Consider the following 16,297-nt stretch of genomic DNA (forward strand, 5'->3'; position numbering starts at 1 on the left):
GCCATGAAGCCCGCAGCTTTTGCCTATTCCCGCCCCACGGCCCTGGATGAAGCCATCGGCCTGCTCGGCGATCCCGGCGCTCGCGCCCTGGCTGGCGGTCAGTCGCTGGTGCCGATGCTGAATTTGCGCCTGGCGCCCGTGGAGCGCCTGGTTGATCTCGGCCGCATCGAAGCGTTGCGCGAAGTGCGCGAAACCCCGGAGGCAGTGTTTTACGGCGCCAGTACGCGCCATGCAGCTTTCGAAGATGGCCTGGTGCCGGATGCCTCAAATGGACTGATGCGCCATGTCGCCGGGCGTTTTGCCTATCGCGCTGTGCGTAATCGCGGCACCATTGGCGGCGCCCTTGCTTTGGCTGATCCGGCCGCCGATTGGCTGCTTACTGTGGTGACACTGGAAGCCCGGCTGCATCTGCAAGGGCCGCAAGGCCGCCGTGTGGTACCCGCCGAGGAATTTGTGCTCGGGCCGTATTTCACGGCTTTGAATGATGGCGAGTTGATCGTGGCGGTGGAAGTTCCGCGCCGCCCGGCTGCCGAAAGCTGGGGCTACAGCAAGGTCACCACCAAGATCGGCGAATATGCCGAATCAATGGCGTTGGCCTTGTTCAATCCGGCGGCCAAAACCGCCCGCCTGGTGCTGGGCGCCGCCGATGGTGCGCCGATCGTGCTGAATGAGAGCGCTGCTGCCTGGGCCGCCGGCCAGAGCGGTGCGGCCCTGCGCCCGCTGATCCTACGCGAGCTGGATGCCGCCGAGCGCGATTTCAGCCCAGCCAAACGCCACATGCATGCCACCACGCTGCTGCGCGCGACACAGGATGCGACCAAGTGAGCAATGCCATGACCAGCCCCAAGATGCCGATCTCCCTCACCGTCAACGGCCGCGTAGTGGAAGCGATGGTGGAGCCACGCCTGCATCTGGCCGATCTGCTGCGTGACCAGCAGCGCCTGACCGCCACGCATCTTGGTTGCGAACATGGCGTTTGCGGCGCCTGCACGATTTTGATCGATGGCCAGCCGGCACGCTCCTGCATCGCCTTGGCCGTCAGCATGGATGGTGCCGAAATCCGCACGCTGGAAGGTTTGCAGGGTGATCCGCTGATGGAAATTCTGAAACAGGCCTTCCATGAGCAGCATGGCCTGCAATGTGGTTTTTGTACCCCGGGCATGCTGATTTCGGCCTGGGATCTGTTGCGGCGCGGGGTGGCGCTGGACGAGCGGAGTGTGCGCGAGGCGATGGGCGGTAATCTGTGCCGCTGCACCGGCTATCAGGGCATTGTCCGCTCCATCATGGCTGCGGCCGAGATGGCCAAGGCCGCCGGCCTGATCAAAATCGGAGAGACTGCCTGATGTCCACCACCACCACCATTGTTGGCGGCGCAATGTTGCCGCATGCGCCGCAATTCTTCACCCTGCCGGATACCGAAGACAAGGGCACCGTTGCCCGCGTGCAGGCTGTGGCCGCCGAGATCGGCGACAAGCTGCGCGCGCTTGATCCCGATCTCTGGATCATCTTTTCCAATGACCATGCCGAGCAGTTCTTCCATGGCATCGCGCCGCCCTTCACCATCCATGTTGGCGGTGAGGCGGGTGGCGAATTCGCCGGCCGCAAGTTCCATTGGGAAATCCCCAGCGCCGTGAGTTTCGAACTGGTGCGCCAGCTCTATCGCCAGGGCTTTGACCCGGCATTCACCAGTACGGCGAAATTCGATTATGCCATGGGCATCCCGCTCACGCATATCGGCCATAAAGGCGCGGTGCTGCCGATCTTCGTCAATGCCTATCTGCCGCCGCAGCCGACCATGGAACGCTGCTACGCTTTCGGCCAGGCGGTGGCTCGTGCGGTGACCAATCTTGGCCTGCGCACCGTGGTGCTGGCTTCCGGTGGCATGTCGCATTTTCCCGGCACCGACCGCTATTCGCATCCCGAACTGGATTGGGACAATGCGGTGCTGGATCGTCTGCGCACCGGCAATCTCAAATCACTGATCGGTTATGACGAAACCGAACTGGACGACAAGGGCAATATCGAATTGCGCTGCTGGGCCTGTGCGGCCGGCGCGCTGGGCGAACGCAAGCCCGATATCGTGTCGATGGAGCCGAGCTGGCACCATAACTACGCCTCGCTGGGCTGGGTCGGTGCCGACCTGCTCAGTCTTGAGCCGCATTACCCGACAATCAAGCCGGAACTGGTGCAGATCACCTCGGCATTGCACGCCCTGGCGCATGATCGTGATGCGCGCAGCGCCTATATCGCCGATCCGGCGGCTTATGCCGATCGCTACAAACTGACGCCTGAGCAGCGCCAGGCGCTGGTGGCCTTCGACGCCCCGGCCATCGTGGCCATGGGCGCACATCCTTTGGTGCCGTTCCTGGCCAACATGCAGGTGCAGCGCCAGCGTGGCGCCAAGTAGGAAACAACGATGACGCATCCCGCGCTTGATCTGATCAATCCCCAGGATGGCAGCCTGATCACCCGGCTGCCGGAACAGGGTGAGGCTGGTGTGGCAGCGGCGGTGGCCGCTGCCCAGGCCTGCTTCATGGCGCAGCGCAAGGCGCCGGTGCATCAGCGCGTTGCCTGGCTCAAGGCGGGTGCCGCCGCCTTGCAGGAAGCCGCCGAGGAACTGGCGCAGATCATCCGCGAGGATATTGGCAAGCCGATCCGGGTGGCGCGAGGCGAAATCAAGCGCGGGGTGGAATTCATCGAAGCCTGTGCCGCCGCCTTGCCGCAGCTTGGTGGTGAGGTGCTGCCGCTGGATGCCACGGCGCTGGGCGCCGGGCATTTCGGCTTCACCCGGCATATCCCGTATGGCGTGGTGGCCGGCATCACGCCGTTCAATGCACCGATCAATCTGCTGGTGCAGAAAGTGGCGCCCGCCATCGCTGCCGGTAATGCCATTGTGGTGAAGCCGGCGCCGGCCGGCAGCCGCACGGCCTTGCGCCTGGCCGAATTGTTTGTGGCTGCTGGCTGGCCCGCCGGCCTGTTCAGCGTGATCACCGGCGACCGTATCACCGCTGCGGCACTGGTGGCGCATTCCGGCGTGCGGGCTGTCAGCTTCACCGGCTCCACCGCAGGCGGCGAAGCGCTGGCGCGGGCTGCCGGGGCCAAAAAATTTCTGGCAGAACTGGGCTCTAACGCCGCCAACATTGTGCTGGCTGATGCCGATATCGCCGACGCGGCCAAGAAGATCGCGGCTGCCGGCTTTGAGGCCAGCGGCCAGCAATGTATTTCAGCACAGCGGGTGTTGGTGGCGCGCCAGGCATTACCGGCTTTCCTGGAAGCCTTCGTGACCGCCGCCAAGGCACTGAAGGTGGGCCGAGCCGACGATACGGCCAGCGATATCGGCCCGATGGTGACCGAGGCCGCCGCGCGTCGTGTGATGGATATGTGCGCCGATGCCATTGCCAAAGGCGCGCGTTATGCACTGGAGCCTGTGCGTCAGGGCGCCACGGTATCGCCTGGTATCCTGATTGATTTGCCGCGTCAGGCGCGGCTGTGGTGCGAGGAAGTGTTCGGCCCCATAGCCGTAGTGGTGCCGTTTGACGATGTGGACGAGGCACTGGCGTTGGCCAACGATTCCGATTTTGGCCTACAAGGCGCGGTTTTCACCCGCGACCTCGGCGCGGCTTTCCGCTTTGCCGATGATTTTGATGTCGGCGCCCTGTGGGTGAACCAGGCCAGCCGCTTCCGGCTTGATATGTATCCGTTCGGCGGTGTGAAGCAGAGTGGCGTGGGCCGCGAAGGCGTGCGTTATGCCATCGAGGAGATGTCGCAGGTCAAGTTCATCGGCATTAAGGCCTGACATGGACAGCCTGGAGCGCCTTTGCCAGACCATTGCCACCACCGGCGCCAAGGTGGTGACATCGGCGCATCCTGCCGCCACGGCGGCGGGGGCTGCGGCTTATGCGCAAGGCGGCAATGCCTTTGATGCGGCGCTGGCCGCCTGTTTCATGGAGACGGTGGCGCTGCCGATGAAATGCGGTCTGGCCGGCGATTTGGTGGCGCTGTATCACCGCGCCGATGGCAGTTTTGAAACCATCGTCAGCGTTGGTCCTGGCCCACAGGCTTTGGCGCAGGGCGCGGTGCTGGAGCGGCTCGGGCCACGATCGGTGGGTATCCCAGGTGCGCCGGATGGTTACGTCACATTGCATGGCATGGCTGAATTGCCATTGTCCAAGCTGGTGGCGCCGGCGATCAAGGCAGCTGAACTCGGGTTGCCGTGGAGCTGGGTTGCACTGAGTTATCTTGATGAAGCCGAGGAATTGCTCGGCCGCTACAGCCCGCATCATCCCTATTGCCCGCATGGCCGGCGACCGCAACTGGGCGATCTGCGCCGTCTGCCTGGCCTTGGGCAGTTGCTGGCCGCCTTCGCCGACCTGGGCGCCGATCTGTTTACCGGTGATCATGGCAAACGGCTGGTGGCGGACGTGCAGAGCCGGGGCGGTTTTCTCACCCTGGCTGATCTTTGTGGCCGGCCGGCGCGCCGCATGCCGGCTGAAAGCCTGGCCCTGGGCGATGGTATTGATCTGCTGGTGACGCCCGGCCCGACGGCCGGGCCGCGCCTGGCTGAAGTCATGCGCCAAGCTGGCAATGTTGATGCCGACCTGGTTGGCATTGTGCGCGCCGAGCGGCAGCAGGCCCGTGCGCGCAACCGCGAGGCGCTGGATGAAGGCACCTCGGTGGTGACGGCGGCCGATGATCAGGGCAATGCGGTGGTGGTGGTACACAGCAATTCCTTCCCGCGCTTCGGTTCCGGCCTGGTGCTGGAAAGTGGCCTGGTACTGAATAACCGTCCCGGCCGCGGCTTTGATCTCTCGGCACCGCCTTATGCCCGTAATGCCCCGGCTGCCGGTCGTGTGCCGCAAACCACCCTGCATGCCTGGGCCTTGCGCCATGGCGAAACACTCTGCCTCGGCGCCACGCCCGGCGGCGTCAACCAGTTGCCGTGGAATGCCCAGACAATCCGCGACCTGCTCGCTGGCGCTTCGCCGGCCCAGGCCGTGAGCAATCCGCGCTGGGCGCTGGATGAGAAAGATGAATTGACGGCGGAGCAGGGGGTGCAATTCGGCACCGATGCAGCGCCGCACCGCGCCGTGCAGCGCTTTGCGCATCGTTCGGTGCAGCAGGTGATCGCCATGCGCGCCGGCTTGCCGCATCTGGCGGCGGCCGATCCACGCAGCGGCGCCTCGGCGCTGGGCGTTTATTGAGGATATGAAGCCATGAAGATCGAAAAGGATTTCACTGTTGCGCATGGCCCCGATGTGGTCTGGGCGGCTTTTTCCGATGTGCGGCTGGTGGCGGCCTGCCTGCCGGGTGCCGCAATTCTGGAAGAGCTGGGCGACAATCGTTATCGCGGCCAGTTTTCGGTCAAGGTCGGGCCGTTGGCTGCCGCTTTTGAAGGCGAGGTCACATTGCTGCGCGACGATGCCGGGCGCAGCGGCAGCGTGGAAGGCAAGGGTGCCGATGCCAAAAGCAATTCGCGCGCCAGCGGCAACATGACCTATCGCGTCGATGCGGCCGAAGGCGGCAGCCGTGTGCTGGTGGATTGCACCATAAACCTGGCTGGCGCCCTGGCGCAGTTTGGCAAAGCCGGTGTGGTGAAGGAAATCGCCAACCGCATCACCGCCGAATTTGTGCGCAACCTGGAAGGCCATCTGGCGGCGCGGGTTGCCGCAGCGCCGGCGGCAACTGCCAGCGAACAGAAAACTGAAATACCGGTTTCGCCACCCAAGCCAGCCCAGTCGCTGGATGCCGGGCGGCTCATGTGGTCGATCGTTCGAGATGCCGTTGTGGGATTTTTCCGCACGCTTCTCGGCCGTCGCAGCAGTAACTCGTGATCAACCCAAACCAACCAAGCACCAACAGGAGGATTGCATGAAACGGACTGCTTTGCTCGGCGCTGTCGCCGCAGCCGCCATGTTTCTGGGCCAGCCGGCCCAGGCGCAAGACACCATCAAGATCGGCGTCATCCAGCCGCTCACCGGCTCGGTCGCCTATAACGGCAAGGCCGATGTTGCCGGCTCCGAACTCGCGGTTGAGCAGCGCAATGCTGCCGGCGGTGTGCTCGGCAAGAAGGTTGAACTGATCATCGAGGATGGTTCGTGCAACCCGGCCAAATCGGTGAACGCGGCCGAGAAGCTGATCCAGCGCGACAAGGTGACCGTACTTTCCGGCGCCTTCTGTTCGTCTGCCACGCTGGCGGTGATGCCGGTGGCCGAGAATTACAAGATCCCGCTGGTAACTGGCGTGTCGTCGAAGGCCGACCTGACCGAAAAAGGCAATCGCTACTTCTTCCGCGCCACCGAAACCGATGCTTTGCTTGCCGAAGCCTTTGCCAAGATTCTTTTCGATCAGCTCAAGCTGCGCAAAGTGGCCTATATCGGCGTGAACGACGATTGGGGTCGTGGCGGCGTGGATGAGTTCGAGAAGAACATGAAGGCGCTGGGTGCCACTACCGTGATGAAGGAATACTTCGATCACGGCACCACAGACTTCTACACCCTGCTGGCCAAGCTGCGGGCTTCGGGCGCCGATGGCGTGTTTGTGGCCGCCGAAACCCAGGATGGTTCGATCTTCGTCAAGCAGAAGGCGGAATTCGCGCTCAAGCTCAAGGTATTTGGTGTTGGCTCCTGGGCCACTGCCGACTTCATGCGCCTGACCGAGAAGGCTTCGGAAGGCATCTATGCCGCCGTGCCCTATGCCTCGACGATGACCACGCCGAAGAATCAGGCCTTCGTCGCCGCCTATGAGCAGAAGACCAAGGAGAAGCCCGGCAAGTATGGCGCTGCCGGCTACAACGCGATCAACATCATCATGGATGCGATCCAGCGTGCCGGCTCCACCGAACCGGAGAAGATCCGCGAAGCGCTGACCAAGACCGATTATGAAGGCCCGAACGGCAAGTTCCGCTTCGATGCCAAGGGTCAGGCGGCCGGCTTCGATGTGGTGCTGGTGCAGTTGCAGAATGGTGTGCCGGTGGTGGCTGCGTCCACCTCAATCGGCCACTAAGGCTTACCCAGGCCGGCGGCCCCGCGCCGCCGGCCACTCTATTCAGCAAGGCGGGGTGGATATGGATTTTTTCCTGCAATTATTGGCGAATGGCCTGGTCAATGGCAGCTTCTACGCGCTGTCGGCGATTGGCCTCACCCTGGTCTTCGGCCTGATGCGCGTGGTGAATTTTGCGCATGGCGATATCTACATGGTGGGTGGCCTGCTGGGCTGGACCTTCACCGTGCATCTTGGCCTCGGCTTTTTCCCGTCGCTGATCGCCGTCATCGTGGTGATGGGCGCTGCCGGCTGGCTGATCGAGCGCGTGCTGATCGAGCGTGTGCGCGAGCAGGGCGAGGAGCCGGGCATCCTGCTCACCATCGGCCTGTCGATTTTCCTGGTGAATACGGCCTTGCTGATCTACGGCACGGCGCCGCTGAAAGTCACCGGCCCGATGCCCAACAAACCGATCTTCTTCGGCCCGGTGGTGCTCACCGAAGCACGCCTGGCTATCGTGGCGATCGCGGCTCTGCTGATCCTGGCTGCCCATATGGTGATCCAGCATACCAAGCTTGGCCGCGCCATGCGCGCCACTTTCCAGGATACCATGGCGGCCAAGCTGGCCGGCATCCAGACTGCGCAGGTCTATGCCACGACCTTCGCCATGGGCATCGTGCTGGCCAGCGTGGCCGGCATGCTGCTTGGCTCGATCTATGTAGCGCAGCCCACCATTGGCGGCCTGGTCAGCCTGAAGGCTTTTGTGGTGGTGATCTTTGGCGGCATGGGCAGTTTTCCGGGTGCCATCGTTGGCGGCTTGGTGCTTGGCCTGGTGGAAGCTATCTGGGGCGGCTATCTCGGCACCGGTTATGTCGATGCTATTGGCTTTGCCATGGTGATCATAATGCTGCTGGTGCGGCCCTATGGCCTGTTCTCCAAGCGGGCGGAGCGTGTGTAATGCGGAATTTTGAACGAAATATGCTGCTGGCTTTTGTGTTTCTGGCCGCGGTGCTGCCGCTGCTGGTGCGCAATGAATATATCCTGCATCTCGGCATCATGGTGCTGTTTTCGCTTATCCTGGCAACCAGCTTCAATCTGATTGTTGGTTATGTCGGCGAATTCCCGCTTGGCCATATGGCCTTCCTTGGCATCGGTGCCTATGCGTCAGCGCTGGGTTCGTCCAAGCTCGGCCTGCCGATCCAGTTCACCGTACCGCTGGCCGGCGTGGTGGCGGCGGTATTCGGCCTTGCCATTGGCGCCATCACACTGCGGCTGCGCGGGCCGTTTTTTGTCATCATCACGCTCTGCTTCGCCGAAGTGCTGCGCCTGATCGCCAACAACTGGGTTGGCTTCACCAACGGCCCGATGGGCATATCCGGCATCAAGAAGCCGGCCGCCATGGCGGCATTGGATGCCCTGGGGCAGAAGACCGCCTTCTACTATATCGCCCTATTGCTTGCGGCTGTTGTGCTCTACATCGCCTTCCGCTTCGTTTATTCCAATATCGGGCGTGGCGCAGTGGCGGTGCGCGAAAACCGCTTCGTCGCCCAGTCGGTCGGCATCTCGCCATTCCACTATGCACTGCTCACCTTCGTGATCGCGGCGGCTTTGGCTGGCTTGAGCGGCGGTTTCTACGCACATTACATCTCCTTTGTCGGTCCGGAGGTGTTCGGTTTCAGCTTCATGGCATCCACCATCATCATGGTGCTGCTGGGCGGCAAAGGCACGTTGCTGGGGCCGATCCTGGGCGCCTTCGCCGTGGTGGTGCTGGAAGAATATCTACGCGACTTCAAGGAACTGCGGTTGTCGATCTTCGGCGCCATCGTCATTGCCGTGGTGCTGTTCATGCCGCGCGGCGTGATGGGTTATCTGACCGACAAGCGTGAAACCTACAATCGCAAGACGGAGGCCGCGTGATGCTTGAGGTCAACAATCTCCGCATGCGCTTTGGCGGCATCACTGCCGTGAATGATGTGTCTTTCACGGTTGGCAAGGGCGAGGTCGTCAGCCTTATCGGGCCGAATGGCGCCGGCAAGACCACTTGCTTCAATATGATCTCTGGCTTTCTCAAGCCGACCGAAGGCTCGGCGGCTTTTGAGGGCGAGACCGTGACCGGCAAGGCGCCGCATGACATCGCCCGGCGCGGTGTGGTGCGCAGTTTCCAGAAAACCAACATCCTGAAGAATTTGACGGTATTCGAGAATATCCTGGCGGCGCATCACCGGCAGGGTACCCGTTCGCTTTGGGCCACACTGTTTCCCGGCAAGGGGGTGCGGCAGAGCGAAGCGGCGCTGCGCGACAGTGCTGCCGATATCGTTGAATTGATCGGCCTCGGCGCGCGCATGAATACCGAGGCAGCGTCACTTTCCTGCGGCGAATTGCGCCTGCTGGAAGTTGGTATCGGCCTGGGTGCCAAGCCGCGGCTGCTGATGCTCGACGAGCCGGCCGCCGGGCTTAATTCGGAAGAGGCGATCAAGCTGGGCGCTATCCTCAAGCAGCTTGTCGGCAGCCAGATCGAGGCCTTGCTGCTGGTTGAGCACAACATGAATCTGGTGATGAGTATTTCCGACCGCATCGTGGTGATGAATTTCGGCCTCAAGCTGGCCGAGGGCGGGCCGGAAGATATCCGCAGCAATCCGGAAGTGATCGCCGCCTATCTCGGCAGCGCGACGGGGCATTGAGATGACGCAGCAACCAATTCTTGAATTGCACGACCTCAAGGTCAGCTACGGCAAGGTGCAGGCGCTGCATGGTATCAGCTTTAGTGTGATGCCGGGCGAGGTGGTGGCGCTGATTGGCTCCAATGGTGCTGGCAAGAGCACGTCGCTGCGCGCCATTTCGGGCCTGATGGCGCCGAGCGCCGGCAGTATTCGTTTCAAGGGGCATAGCATTGCCGGCAAACGCGCCGACGAAGTGCTGCGCGCCGGTATTTCGCATTGCCCGGAAGAACGGCATGTCTGGCCGGAAATGACCGTGGAGGAAAACCTCCAGCTTGGCGGTTATATCGTCAATGACCCGCGTGAATTGGCCAGCCGGGTGGAGAAGGGCTTCGAGCGCTTTCCGCGCCTGCGCGAGCGGCGCAAGCAGTTGGCCGGAACATTGTCGGGCGGTGAGCAGCAGATGCTGGCGATTGCCCGCGCGCTGATGTCGGAGCCTGAACTGCTGCTACTGGATGAACCCAGCCTGGGCCTCAGCCCTTTGCTGGCACAGGAAGTGATGGGCGCAGTGCGTGAGTTGCAGAAACACGGCGTCACCATCCTGTTAGTGGAGCAGAACGTGCATAACGCGCTGTCGGTTGCGTCGCGCGCCTATGTGCTGGAAACTGGCCGCGTGGTAGCGTCCGATACAGCCGAGGCCTTGCTCGGCAACAAGGACGTGTTGCGCGCTTATCTCGGCGGCTGAGTTCGCCGGCAATTTATTGAGGCTGATGCCATGAGTAAATCGCGTGCGCTGCCGGTTGGCCTGATCGGCTATGGCGCCATTGGTCGCGTTGTCGCCGAAAGCATTGCCGCAGAGGCTGATATCACTCTGGTTGGCGTGTTGCTGCGGCCCGGTTCGGCGCGCGATGTGCCGGCCAACCTGCCGGTGGCTGGCGATGCGGCGGCTTTGCTGGCGCTCGGGCCGCGCGTGGTGGTGGAGGCGGCCGGGCATGCCGGCTTGCATGCCCATGCCGAAGCCTTGCTGCGCGGCGGCGTTGATCTGCTGGTGGCCTCGGTGGGGGCGCTGGCCGATGCGGCGCTGGAAAGCAGGCTGCGGGCGGCGGCGGATGCCGGCGGCGGCCGTGTGCTGATCCCGGCCGGTGCGCTGGGCGGCCTGGATGCGCTCGGTGCGGCGCGCCATGCCGGGCTGGATAGTGTGGAATATACCGGCCGCAAGGCGCCGAAGGCCTGGATCGGCACCAAGGCCGAGAGCCTGATTGATCTTGGCGCGGTGACCGAGCCTGCGGTGTTTTTTGAAGGCACGGCGCGCGAAGCTGCCCTGGCTTTTCCGCAGAATGCCAATGTGGTGGCGGCGGTGGCGCTGGCCGGCCTGGGTTTTGAGCAGACCCGGGTGCGGCTGATGGTGGACCCCACCGAGGCCTGCAATCAGCATAGCGTGTTGGCGCATGGGCCGTTCGGTGAAATGAGCAGCCATGTGGTGGCCAGGGTCTTGCCGGCCAATCCCAAAACCTCGATGCTGGCGCCCTACAGCTTGGTGCGCGGCCTGCGCAACCTCGTGGATGTGATCGCGGTATAAAGACCATGATGCAGCTTGAATTGAGCCAGGTTTTGAGCTTCGGTGCCATGTTGCTGGCTGCGGGCGCGGTGGCCGGCATCACTGCCGGGCTGCTTGGTGTAGGCGGCGGCATCGTGATCGTGCCGGTGCTGTGGCATATGTTCACCGCGCTTGGTATTGACGAAGCCGTGCGTATGCATGTGGCGGTGGGCACGTCGCTGGCCACCATTATCGCCACCTCGGTTTCCTCGGTGCGGTCACATCACAAGCGCGGCGCAGTGGATTTTGCCCTGCTGAAAAGCTGGGGGCCGTGGATTTTCATCGGCGTGCTGATCGGCACGGTGCTGGCCGGCCATGTGCGTGGCCCGGTGCTGAGTTCGGTTTTTGCCAGCGTGGCCTTGATCGTGTCGCTGCATATGGGCTTTGGCAAGCCGGAATGGCGGCTGGCGCCAGAATTGCCGAAGGGTGTGGGGCGTTCGCTACTTGCCACCGTGATTGGCGGCATCTCGGCCATGATGGGCATTGGCGGTGGCACGCTCAGCGTGCCGATCCTGTCGCTGTTCGGCTATCCAATTCATCGCGCTGTTGGCACCGCTGCGGCAATCGGCTTCATCATCGGCATCCCCGGCGCCATCGGCTTTGTCTATTCCGGCTGGAACGTGGCCGGGCTGCCGCCATTCAGCCTGGGCTATATCAGCCTGATCGGCTTTGCGTTGATATTCCCCACCTCCACCCTGCTGGCGCCTTATGGCGCCCGCCTGGCGCATCGCATCAATACCCGCAACCTCAAGCGGGTCTTTGCCGTGTTTCTCGGCTTCACCGCCTTGCGGATGTTCTACGACCTGCTTTTCTAGCCGCCACACCCGCTATATAGTGCCGATCAAACATCTGGTTGATACAACACGGGATGGCAGGCATGGTGGCGGTTGGCGCAAAGCAGCGCGGTCGGGTGGTGAAGCCGCCGGTGAAGGCCGTGGCCAAGCCGCTGCGGCGTGCCGGCCGCATTGCTGGCGGCGAGGCCGAGCGCAACAGCCGCGAATTGCTGCTGGCCGCAGCACAGAGCGAATTCGCCAGCCGTGGCTTCGAAGGCGCACGGGTGGACGCCATCGCCAATCGCGCCGGTGTCAACAAGCAGCTTGTCTACCATCATTTCGGCAACAAGGATGATCTCTACGCCAAGGTGCTGGAGCTTGCCTATGATGGCATTCGCGAGCGCGAGCGTGCGCTTGATCTGGCGCGGCTGAAACCGGCTACGGCGATGCGCCGACTGATCGCCATGTCGTTTGATTATCTGGCCGAGAATCGCGATTTTGTCTCGCTGCTGACCGATGAAAATCTGCACAAGGGCAAACATCTCAAGCAGATACTGAACCTGCAACGGCTCAACACGCCGCTGCTCGGCACGCTGGATGACATCCTGCGGCGCGGTGCTGCGGAAGGCATTTTCCGCAAGGGACTCGATCCGCTTCAGGTTTATGTTTCCATCGCCGGCCTCGGTTTCTTCTATTTCAATAACATCTATACGTTGACGGCGATATTCGGGCGCAACCTGGATGCGCCAGAGGCGGTGGCCACGCGGCGGCGCCATGTTGTCGATCTGATGATGAGCGCCCTGCGCCCCTGAACCAAAGCGCCATCGTTTGGCGCTTTTTTTGTTTCTGTACCGATGACATTGCAATTCCCGCTTGACAGCTTCTCGTTGCAGATGATTGGATCAACCAGTTGGTTGATAATCGCATCCGGCAATGGGGGAACATGCAGCAAGGCATCGCTTGGGCTTCGGCCACCGAATTGCTCGCTGCCTATCGCAGCAAGGCAGTGTCGCCTGTGGAGGCAACGCAGGAGACTTTGCGCCGCGCTGAAGCGCTCGATCCGGCGCTAAATGCCTTCTGCCTGCTTGATCCGGAAGCCGCCCTGGAGCAGGCGCGCCAATCCGAAGGACGCTGGCAGCGTGGCGCACCATTGGGTTTGCTGGATGGCGTGCCGGTTTCGATCAAGGATATCATTCTCACCAAGGGCTGGCCCACTTTGCGCGGCTCCAAGGCGATCAACCCGGATCAGCCCTGGGACGAAGATGGCCCGGCTGTGGCGCGCCTGCGCGAACAGGGCGCGGTGATTTTCGGCAAGACCACCACCAGTGAATTCGCCGCCAAGCCCACCACCAACACCGCGCTATGCGGCGTGACGCGCAATCCCTGGAACCTGGAACGCACACCGGGCGGCTCCAGCGGCGGCGCGGCGGCTTCTGTGGCGGCGGGCATCTCTGCCCTGGCACTCGGCACCGATGCCGGCGGTTCGATCCGCATGCCGGCGAATTTCTGCGGCATCTTCGGCTTCAAGCCGGGCGGCGGCCGGGTGGCGATGTATCCGCCCACGCCCTATGCCACACTGGCCGGTTTCGGCCCGATGACCCGCAGTGTGGTTGACGCGGCGCTGATGCTGAGCGTGATCGCGCAGCCCGATCCGCGTGATTGGGATTCACTGCCGGCCGATCCGACGCAGTATCATGCAGAACTGGCTGCTGACCCGAAGCAATGGCGCATTGCCTGGAGCCCCACTTTGTGTGGCGCCGTGGTTGATCCCGAAGTGGCGGCATTGACGGAGTCGGCAGCCAAGGTTTTTGAGCAGCTTGGCGCGCAGGTTGAAACCGTCGAGACGGTGTTCCCCGATTCGCGCGATCTACTGTTCAAGCTGATGCGTGGCCTGACCGACTATGCCTTCCACAAATTCACCCCGGCGCAGCTTGCGGTGATTGACCCTGATTTGTTGCAGCGTGTGGAGCAGGCGCGCGGCGCCACCGCCATCGATCATCTTGATGCCGAGATGCAGCGCGCGCAATTTGCCCGCCGCATGAATGAATTTCACCAGCGCTATGATCTGCTGCTGTCGCCGGTCACCGCCGTGCCGGCATTTGCCGCAGAACGCAACGAGCCGGAAGGCTATAGCGGGCGCAACTGGTATCCCTTCACCTTTCCCTTCAACCTGACCCGCCAGCCGGCGGCCAGCGTGCCCTGTGGCTTTACCCGCGATGGCCTGCCGGTCGGGCTACAGATCGTCGGGCCGCGCCACCGCGATCTGCTGGTGTTGCAGGCGGCGCGGGCATTCGAGCAGGCAGCGCCCTGGGCAGCACAGCGCCCGCCGCTTGCCACTAGGAGCATGTGAGAGCATGAAGCAGGAGCGTAAGTCCAACATGCAAGTCAGTGAATCCCTGCCGGAACGCATCGCCGATCTGGCGGCGCTGGAAGAAATCCTGTCACGCCCGGATATCGTTTTGCAGCGTGAGTTGCAGGGCCTGGATGGCGATATCATGGTGCTGGGCGTTGGCGGCAAGATGGGGCCTTCGCTGGCGCATATGGCCAAGCGTGCCGCGCCCGATAAGCGTGTGATCGGCGTGGCGCGTTTCAGCGAGCCGGGTCTGCGCGAGCAATTGCAGGGCTGGGGCATCGAAACCATTGCCTGCGACCTGTCGGATCGTGCCGCACTTGAGGCTTTGCCGAAGGTGAAGAATATTGTTTTCATGGCCGGCATGAAATTCGGTTCCGGTGGTGATCAGCCGCTGACCTGGGCGATGAATACCTACCTGCCGGGCATGGTGGCGGAGAGCTTCCCGGCTTCGCGTATCGTCGCCTTCTCCACCGGCTGCGTCTATCCCTTTGTTGGCCTCGACGAGATCGGCGCCACCGAGCAGACGCCGCTTAATCCGCCCGGCGAATATGCCAATTCCTGTGTTGGCCGCGAGCGCCTGCTACAGCATTTCTCGGCCAAATACGGCACGCCGGGGCGATTGATCCGGCTGAATTATGCCATCGATCTGCGTTATGGCGTGCTGCACGATATCGCGGTGAAGATCCGCGATGGCAAGCCGGTTGATCTTACCACCGGCCATGTCAATGTGATCTGGCAGGGCGATTCAAACCGCTATGCGCTGCGCTCGCTGGCACATGCCACGGCGCCAACCTCGCCGATCAATGTCAGTGGCCCGGAAACCCTGGCGGTGAAATGGCTGGCCACTGAAATGGCAGCCCGCATGGGCAAGCCGGTCAGTTTCACCGGCGAGCCGGCCAAGACCGCCTGGCTCAACAATGCCGCTGAAGCAATGCGGCTGTTTGGGTATCCGCTGGTGTCGATCAAGCTGATGCTGGACTGGGTGGCAGATTGGGTTGCCGGCAATGGCAGCAGCCTGAACAAGCCGACCAAATTTGAGAATCGCGATGGCGAATACTGAGGCGCACAGTCTGTCGCTCCCGCAAATCGGGAGCCTGAACCTCGGGTTATTGCCCGGGGCGCTGGCGCTATCGGCGGAAGCCAATTGGAATCAGGTCGCCGCTGATTGGCGCCTGATGATCGGTCATGGTCATGCCATCGGCATTGAAATGGGTCAGCCGCCATCCCTGGTGGCCTCGGCCCTGGCCTTGCCGATGGGCGCGCGGCTGGCCTGGATCAGCATGGTGCTGGTCACTGCCAGTCAGCGGCGTTTGGGTTTGGCCAGCCGGCTGGTTCTGGATTGTATCCAATGGATCGAGGCGCGTGGCGCGCAAGCAGTGCTGGATGCCACGGCGGCCGGAGCGGAAGTGTATCGTCCGCTTGGTTTCGAGACCCTGCGCTACATCACGCGCTGGCAGCACCCCGGCAACGCAGTGGCTTCTCCGCGGCGCGGTGTGATGCCGCTGTCTGCTTCGGATATGGCCTGGCTGGCGCCGCTGGATGCGCAGATTTTTGGTGCCGAGCGTGATTTTGTGCTGCACGACCTGCTGGCCCGTCCGGATGCAGTCTGTTTGCGGGGTGCCGACCAGGATGGTTATGTGCTGTCTCGTGCCGGCCGGGTGGCAACGCAGATCGGGCCGCTTTTGGCGCCCGAGCCCGATATGGCGATACGCCTGCTGGATGGCCTGCTATCGCGGCTGCCGGGGCCGGTTTTCATCGATGCGTATAACGATCAGGTTGAGTTTTCTGCGCATCTGGCGGCATTGGGCTTCACGCGGCAGCGCGGTTTTGAGCGCATGATGCGCGGCGGCATCACGCAGTTTGGCGACAATTTCCGTTCTTTCGCCGCCGCTGGTCCGGAACTTGGGTAGGGAGTGAGCAGGATGGCAAAACATTGGAG

17 protein-coding genes are annotated in these 16,297 nt (G+C 62.7%); all 17 read left to right on the top strand.

The window, feature by feature from the left end:
• Positions 1 to 3 precede the first annotated feature (3 nt).
• The 17 genes from KBB36_RS11780 (at position 4) to KBB36_RS11860 (ending at position 16,268) form a co-directional block, all read left to right on the top strand.
• Complete coding sequence (locus tag KBB36_RS11780) at positions 4 to 825, top strand: xanthine dehydrogenase family protein subunit M (protein ID WP_290980654.1); 822 nt, start codon at positions 4 to 6, stop codon at positions 823 to 825.
• Positions 826 to 833: 8 nt separating this feature from the next.
• Positions 834 to 1,343 carry a (2Fe-2S)-binding protein gene (locus KBB36_RS11785; protein WP_290980656.1) on the top strand — a complete coding sequence of 170 codons (510 nt, stop codon included), beginning with the start codon at positions 834 to 836 and terminating at the stop codon, positions 1,341 to 1,343.
• On the top strand, positions 1,343 to 2,407 hold the full coding sequence (locus KBB36_RS11790; RefSeq protein ID WP_290980660.1) for a hypothetical protein: 1,065 nt from the start codon (positions 1,343 to 1,345) through the stop codon (positions 2,405 to 2,407). Before KBB36_RS11785 ends, KBB36_RS11790 begins: the two co-directional genes overlap by 1 nt.
• A gap of 9 nt (positions 2,408 to 2,416) precedes the next feature.
• Positions 2,417 to 3,796 (top strand): aldehyde dehydrogenase family protein, encoded by a 1,380-nt coding sequence (locus KBB36_RS11795; RefSeq protein ID WP_290980663.1) that lies wholly within the window; start codon positions 2,417 to 2,419, stop codon positions 3,794 to 3,796.
• A gap of 1 nt (position 3,797) precedes the next feature.
• Positions 3,798 to 5,201 carry a gamma-glutamyltransferase gene (locus KBB36_RS11800; protein ID WP_290980666.1) on the top strand — a complete coding sequence of 468 codons (1,404 nt, stop codon included), beginning with the start codon at positions 3,798 to 3,800 and terminating at the stop codon, positions 5,199 to 5,201.
• A gap of 12 nt (positions 5,202 to 5,213) precedes the next feature.
• Positions 5,214 to 5,831, top strand: coding sequence for an SRPBCC family protein (locus tag KBB36_RS11805; protein WP_290980668.1), 618 nt, complete (start codon positions 5,214 to 5,216; stop codon positions 5,829 to 5,831).
• A 37-nt stretch (positions 5,832 to 5,868) separates the two neighbouring features.
• Positions 5,869 to 7,002, top strand: a complete 1,134-nt coding sequence (locus KBB36_RS11810; RefSeq protein WP_290980671.1) for a penicillin-binding protein activator — start codon at positions 5,869 to 5,871, stop codon at positions 7,000 to 7,002.
• A gap of 61 nt (positions 7,003 to 7,063) precedes the next feature.
• Complete coding sequence (locus KBB36_RS11815; RefSeq protein ID WP_290980674.1) at positions 7,064 to 7,936, top strand: branched-chain amino acid ABC transporter permease; 873 nt, start codon at positions 7,064 to 7,066, stop codon at positions 7,934 to 7,936.
• Between the two features lie 20 nt (positions 7,937 to 7,956).
• Entirely contained in the window at positions 7,957 to 8,895 is a 939-nt protein-coding gene (locus KBB36_RS11820) for a branched-chain amino acid ABC transporter permease (RefSeq protein WP_290980677.1), read from the top strand.
• A complete protein-coding gene (locus KBB36_RS11825; protein WP_290980680.1) occupies positions 8,895 to 9,659 on the top strand; it encodes an ABC transporter ATP-binding protein in 765 nt (254 codons plus the stop codon). The genes KBB36_RS11820 and KBB36_RS11825 overlap by 1 nt, the downstream gene beginning before the upstream one ends.
• A gap of 1 nt (position 9,660) precedes the next feature.
• Positions 9,661 to 10,380, top strand: coding sequence for an ABC transporter ATP-binding protein (locus KBB36_RS11830; protein ID WP_290980683.1), 720 nt, complete (start codon positions 9,661 to 9,663; stop codon positions 10,378 to 10,380).
• 30 nt (positions 10,381 to 10,410) lie between these two features.
• Positions 10,411 to 11,214 carry an aspartate dehydrogenase gene (locus KBB36_RS11835; protein WP_290980685.1) on the top strand — a complete coding sequence of 268 codons (804 nt, stop codon included), beginning with the start codon at positions 10,411 to 10,413 and terminating at the stop codon, positions 11,212 to 11,214.
• Between the two features lie 5 nt (positions 11,215 to 11,219).
• Entirely contained in the window at positions 11,220 to 12,047 is an 828-nt protein-coding gene (locus KBB36_RS11840) for a sulfite exporter TauE/SafE family protein (protein ID WP_290980687.1), read from the top strand.
• A 62-nt stretch (positions 12,048 to 12,109) separates the two neighbouring features.
• Entirely contained in the window at positions 12,110 to 12,817 is a 708-nt protein-coding gene (locus KBB36_RS11845; RefSeq protein ID WP_290980690.1) for a TetR/AcrR family transcriptional regulator, read from the top strand.
• 98 nt (positions 12,818 to 12,915) lie between these two features.
• The gene (locus KBB36_RS11850) at positions 12,916 to 14,355 is read left to right on the top strand and encodes an amidase (RefSeq protein ID WP_290980693.1); all 1,440 of its coding nucleotides are present in this window, start codon (positions 12,916 to 12,918) and stop codon (positions 14,353 to 14,355) included.
• A gap of 4 nt (positions 14,356 to 14,359) precedes the next feature.
• Entirely contained in the window at positions 14,360 to 15,418 is a 1,059-nt protein-coding gene (locus KBB36_RS11855; RefSeq protein ID WP_290980696.1) for an NAD(P)-dependent oxidoreductase, read from the top strand.
• Positions 15,405 to 16,268, top strand: coding sequence for a GNAT family N-acetyltransferase (locus tag KBB36_RS11860; RefSeq protein ID WP_290980699.1), 864 nt, complete (start codon positions 15,405 to 15,407; stop codon positions 16,266 to 16,268). Before KBB36_RS11855 ends, KBB36_RS11860 begins: the two co-directional genes overlap by 14 nt.
• The last annotated feature ends 29 nt before the right edge of the window (positions 16,269 to 16,297 follow it).

This window comes from Ferrovibrio sp., assembly GCF_017994015.1.
GTDB lineage: Bacteria > Pseudomonadota > Alphaproteobacteria > Ferrovibrionales > Ferrovibrionaceae > Ferrovibrio.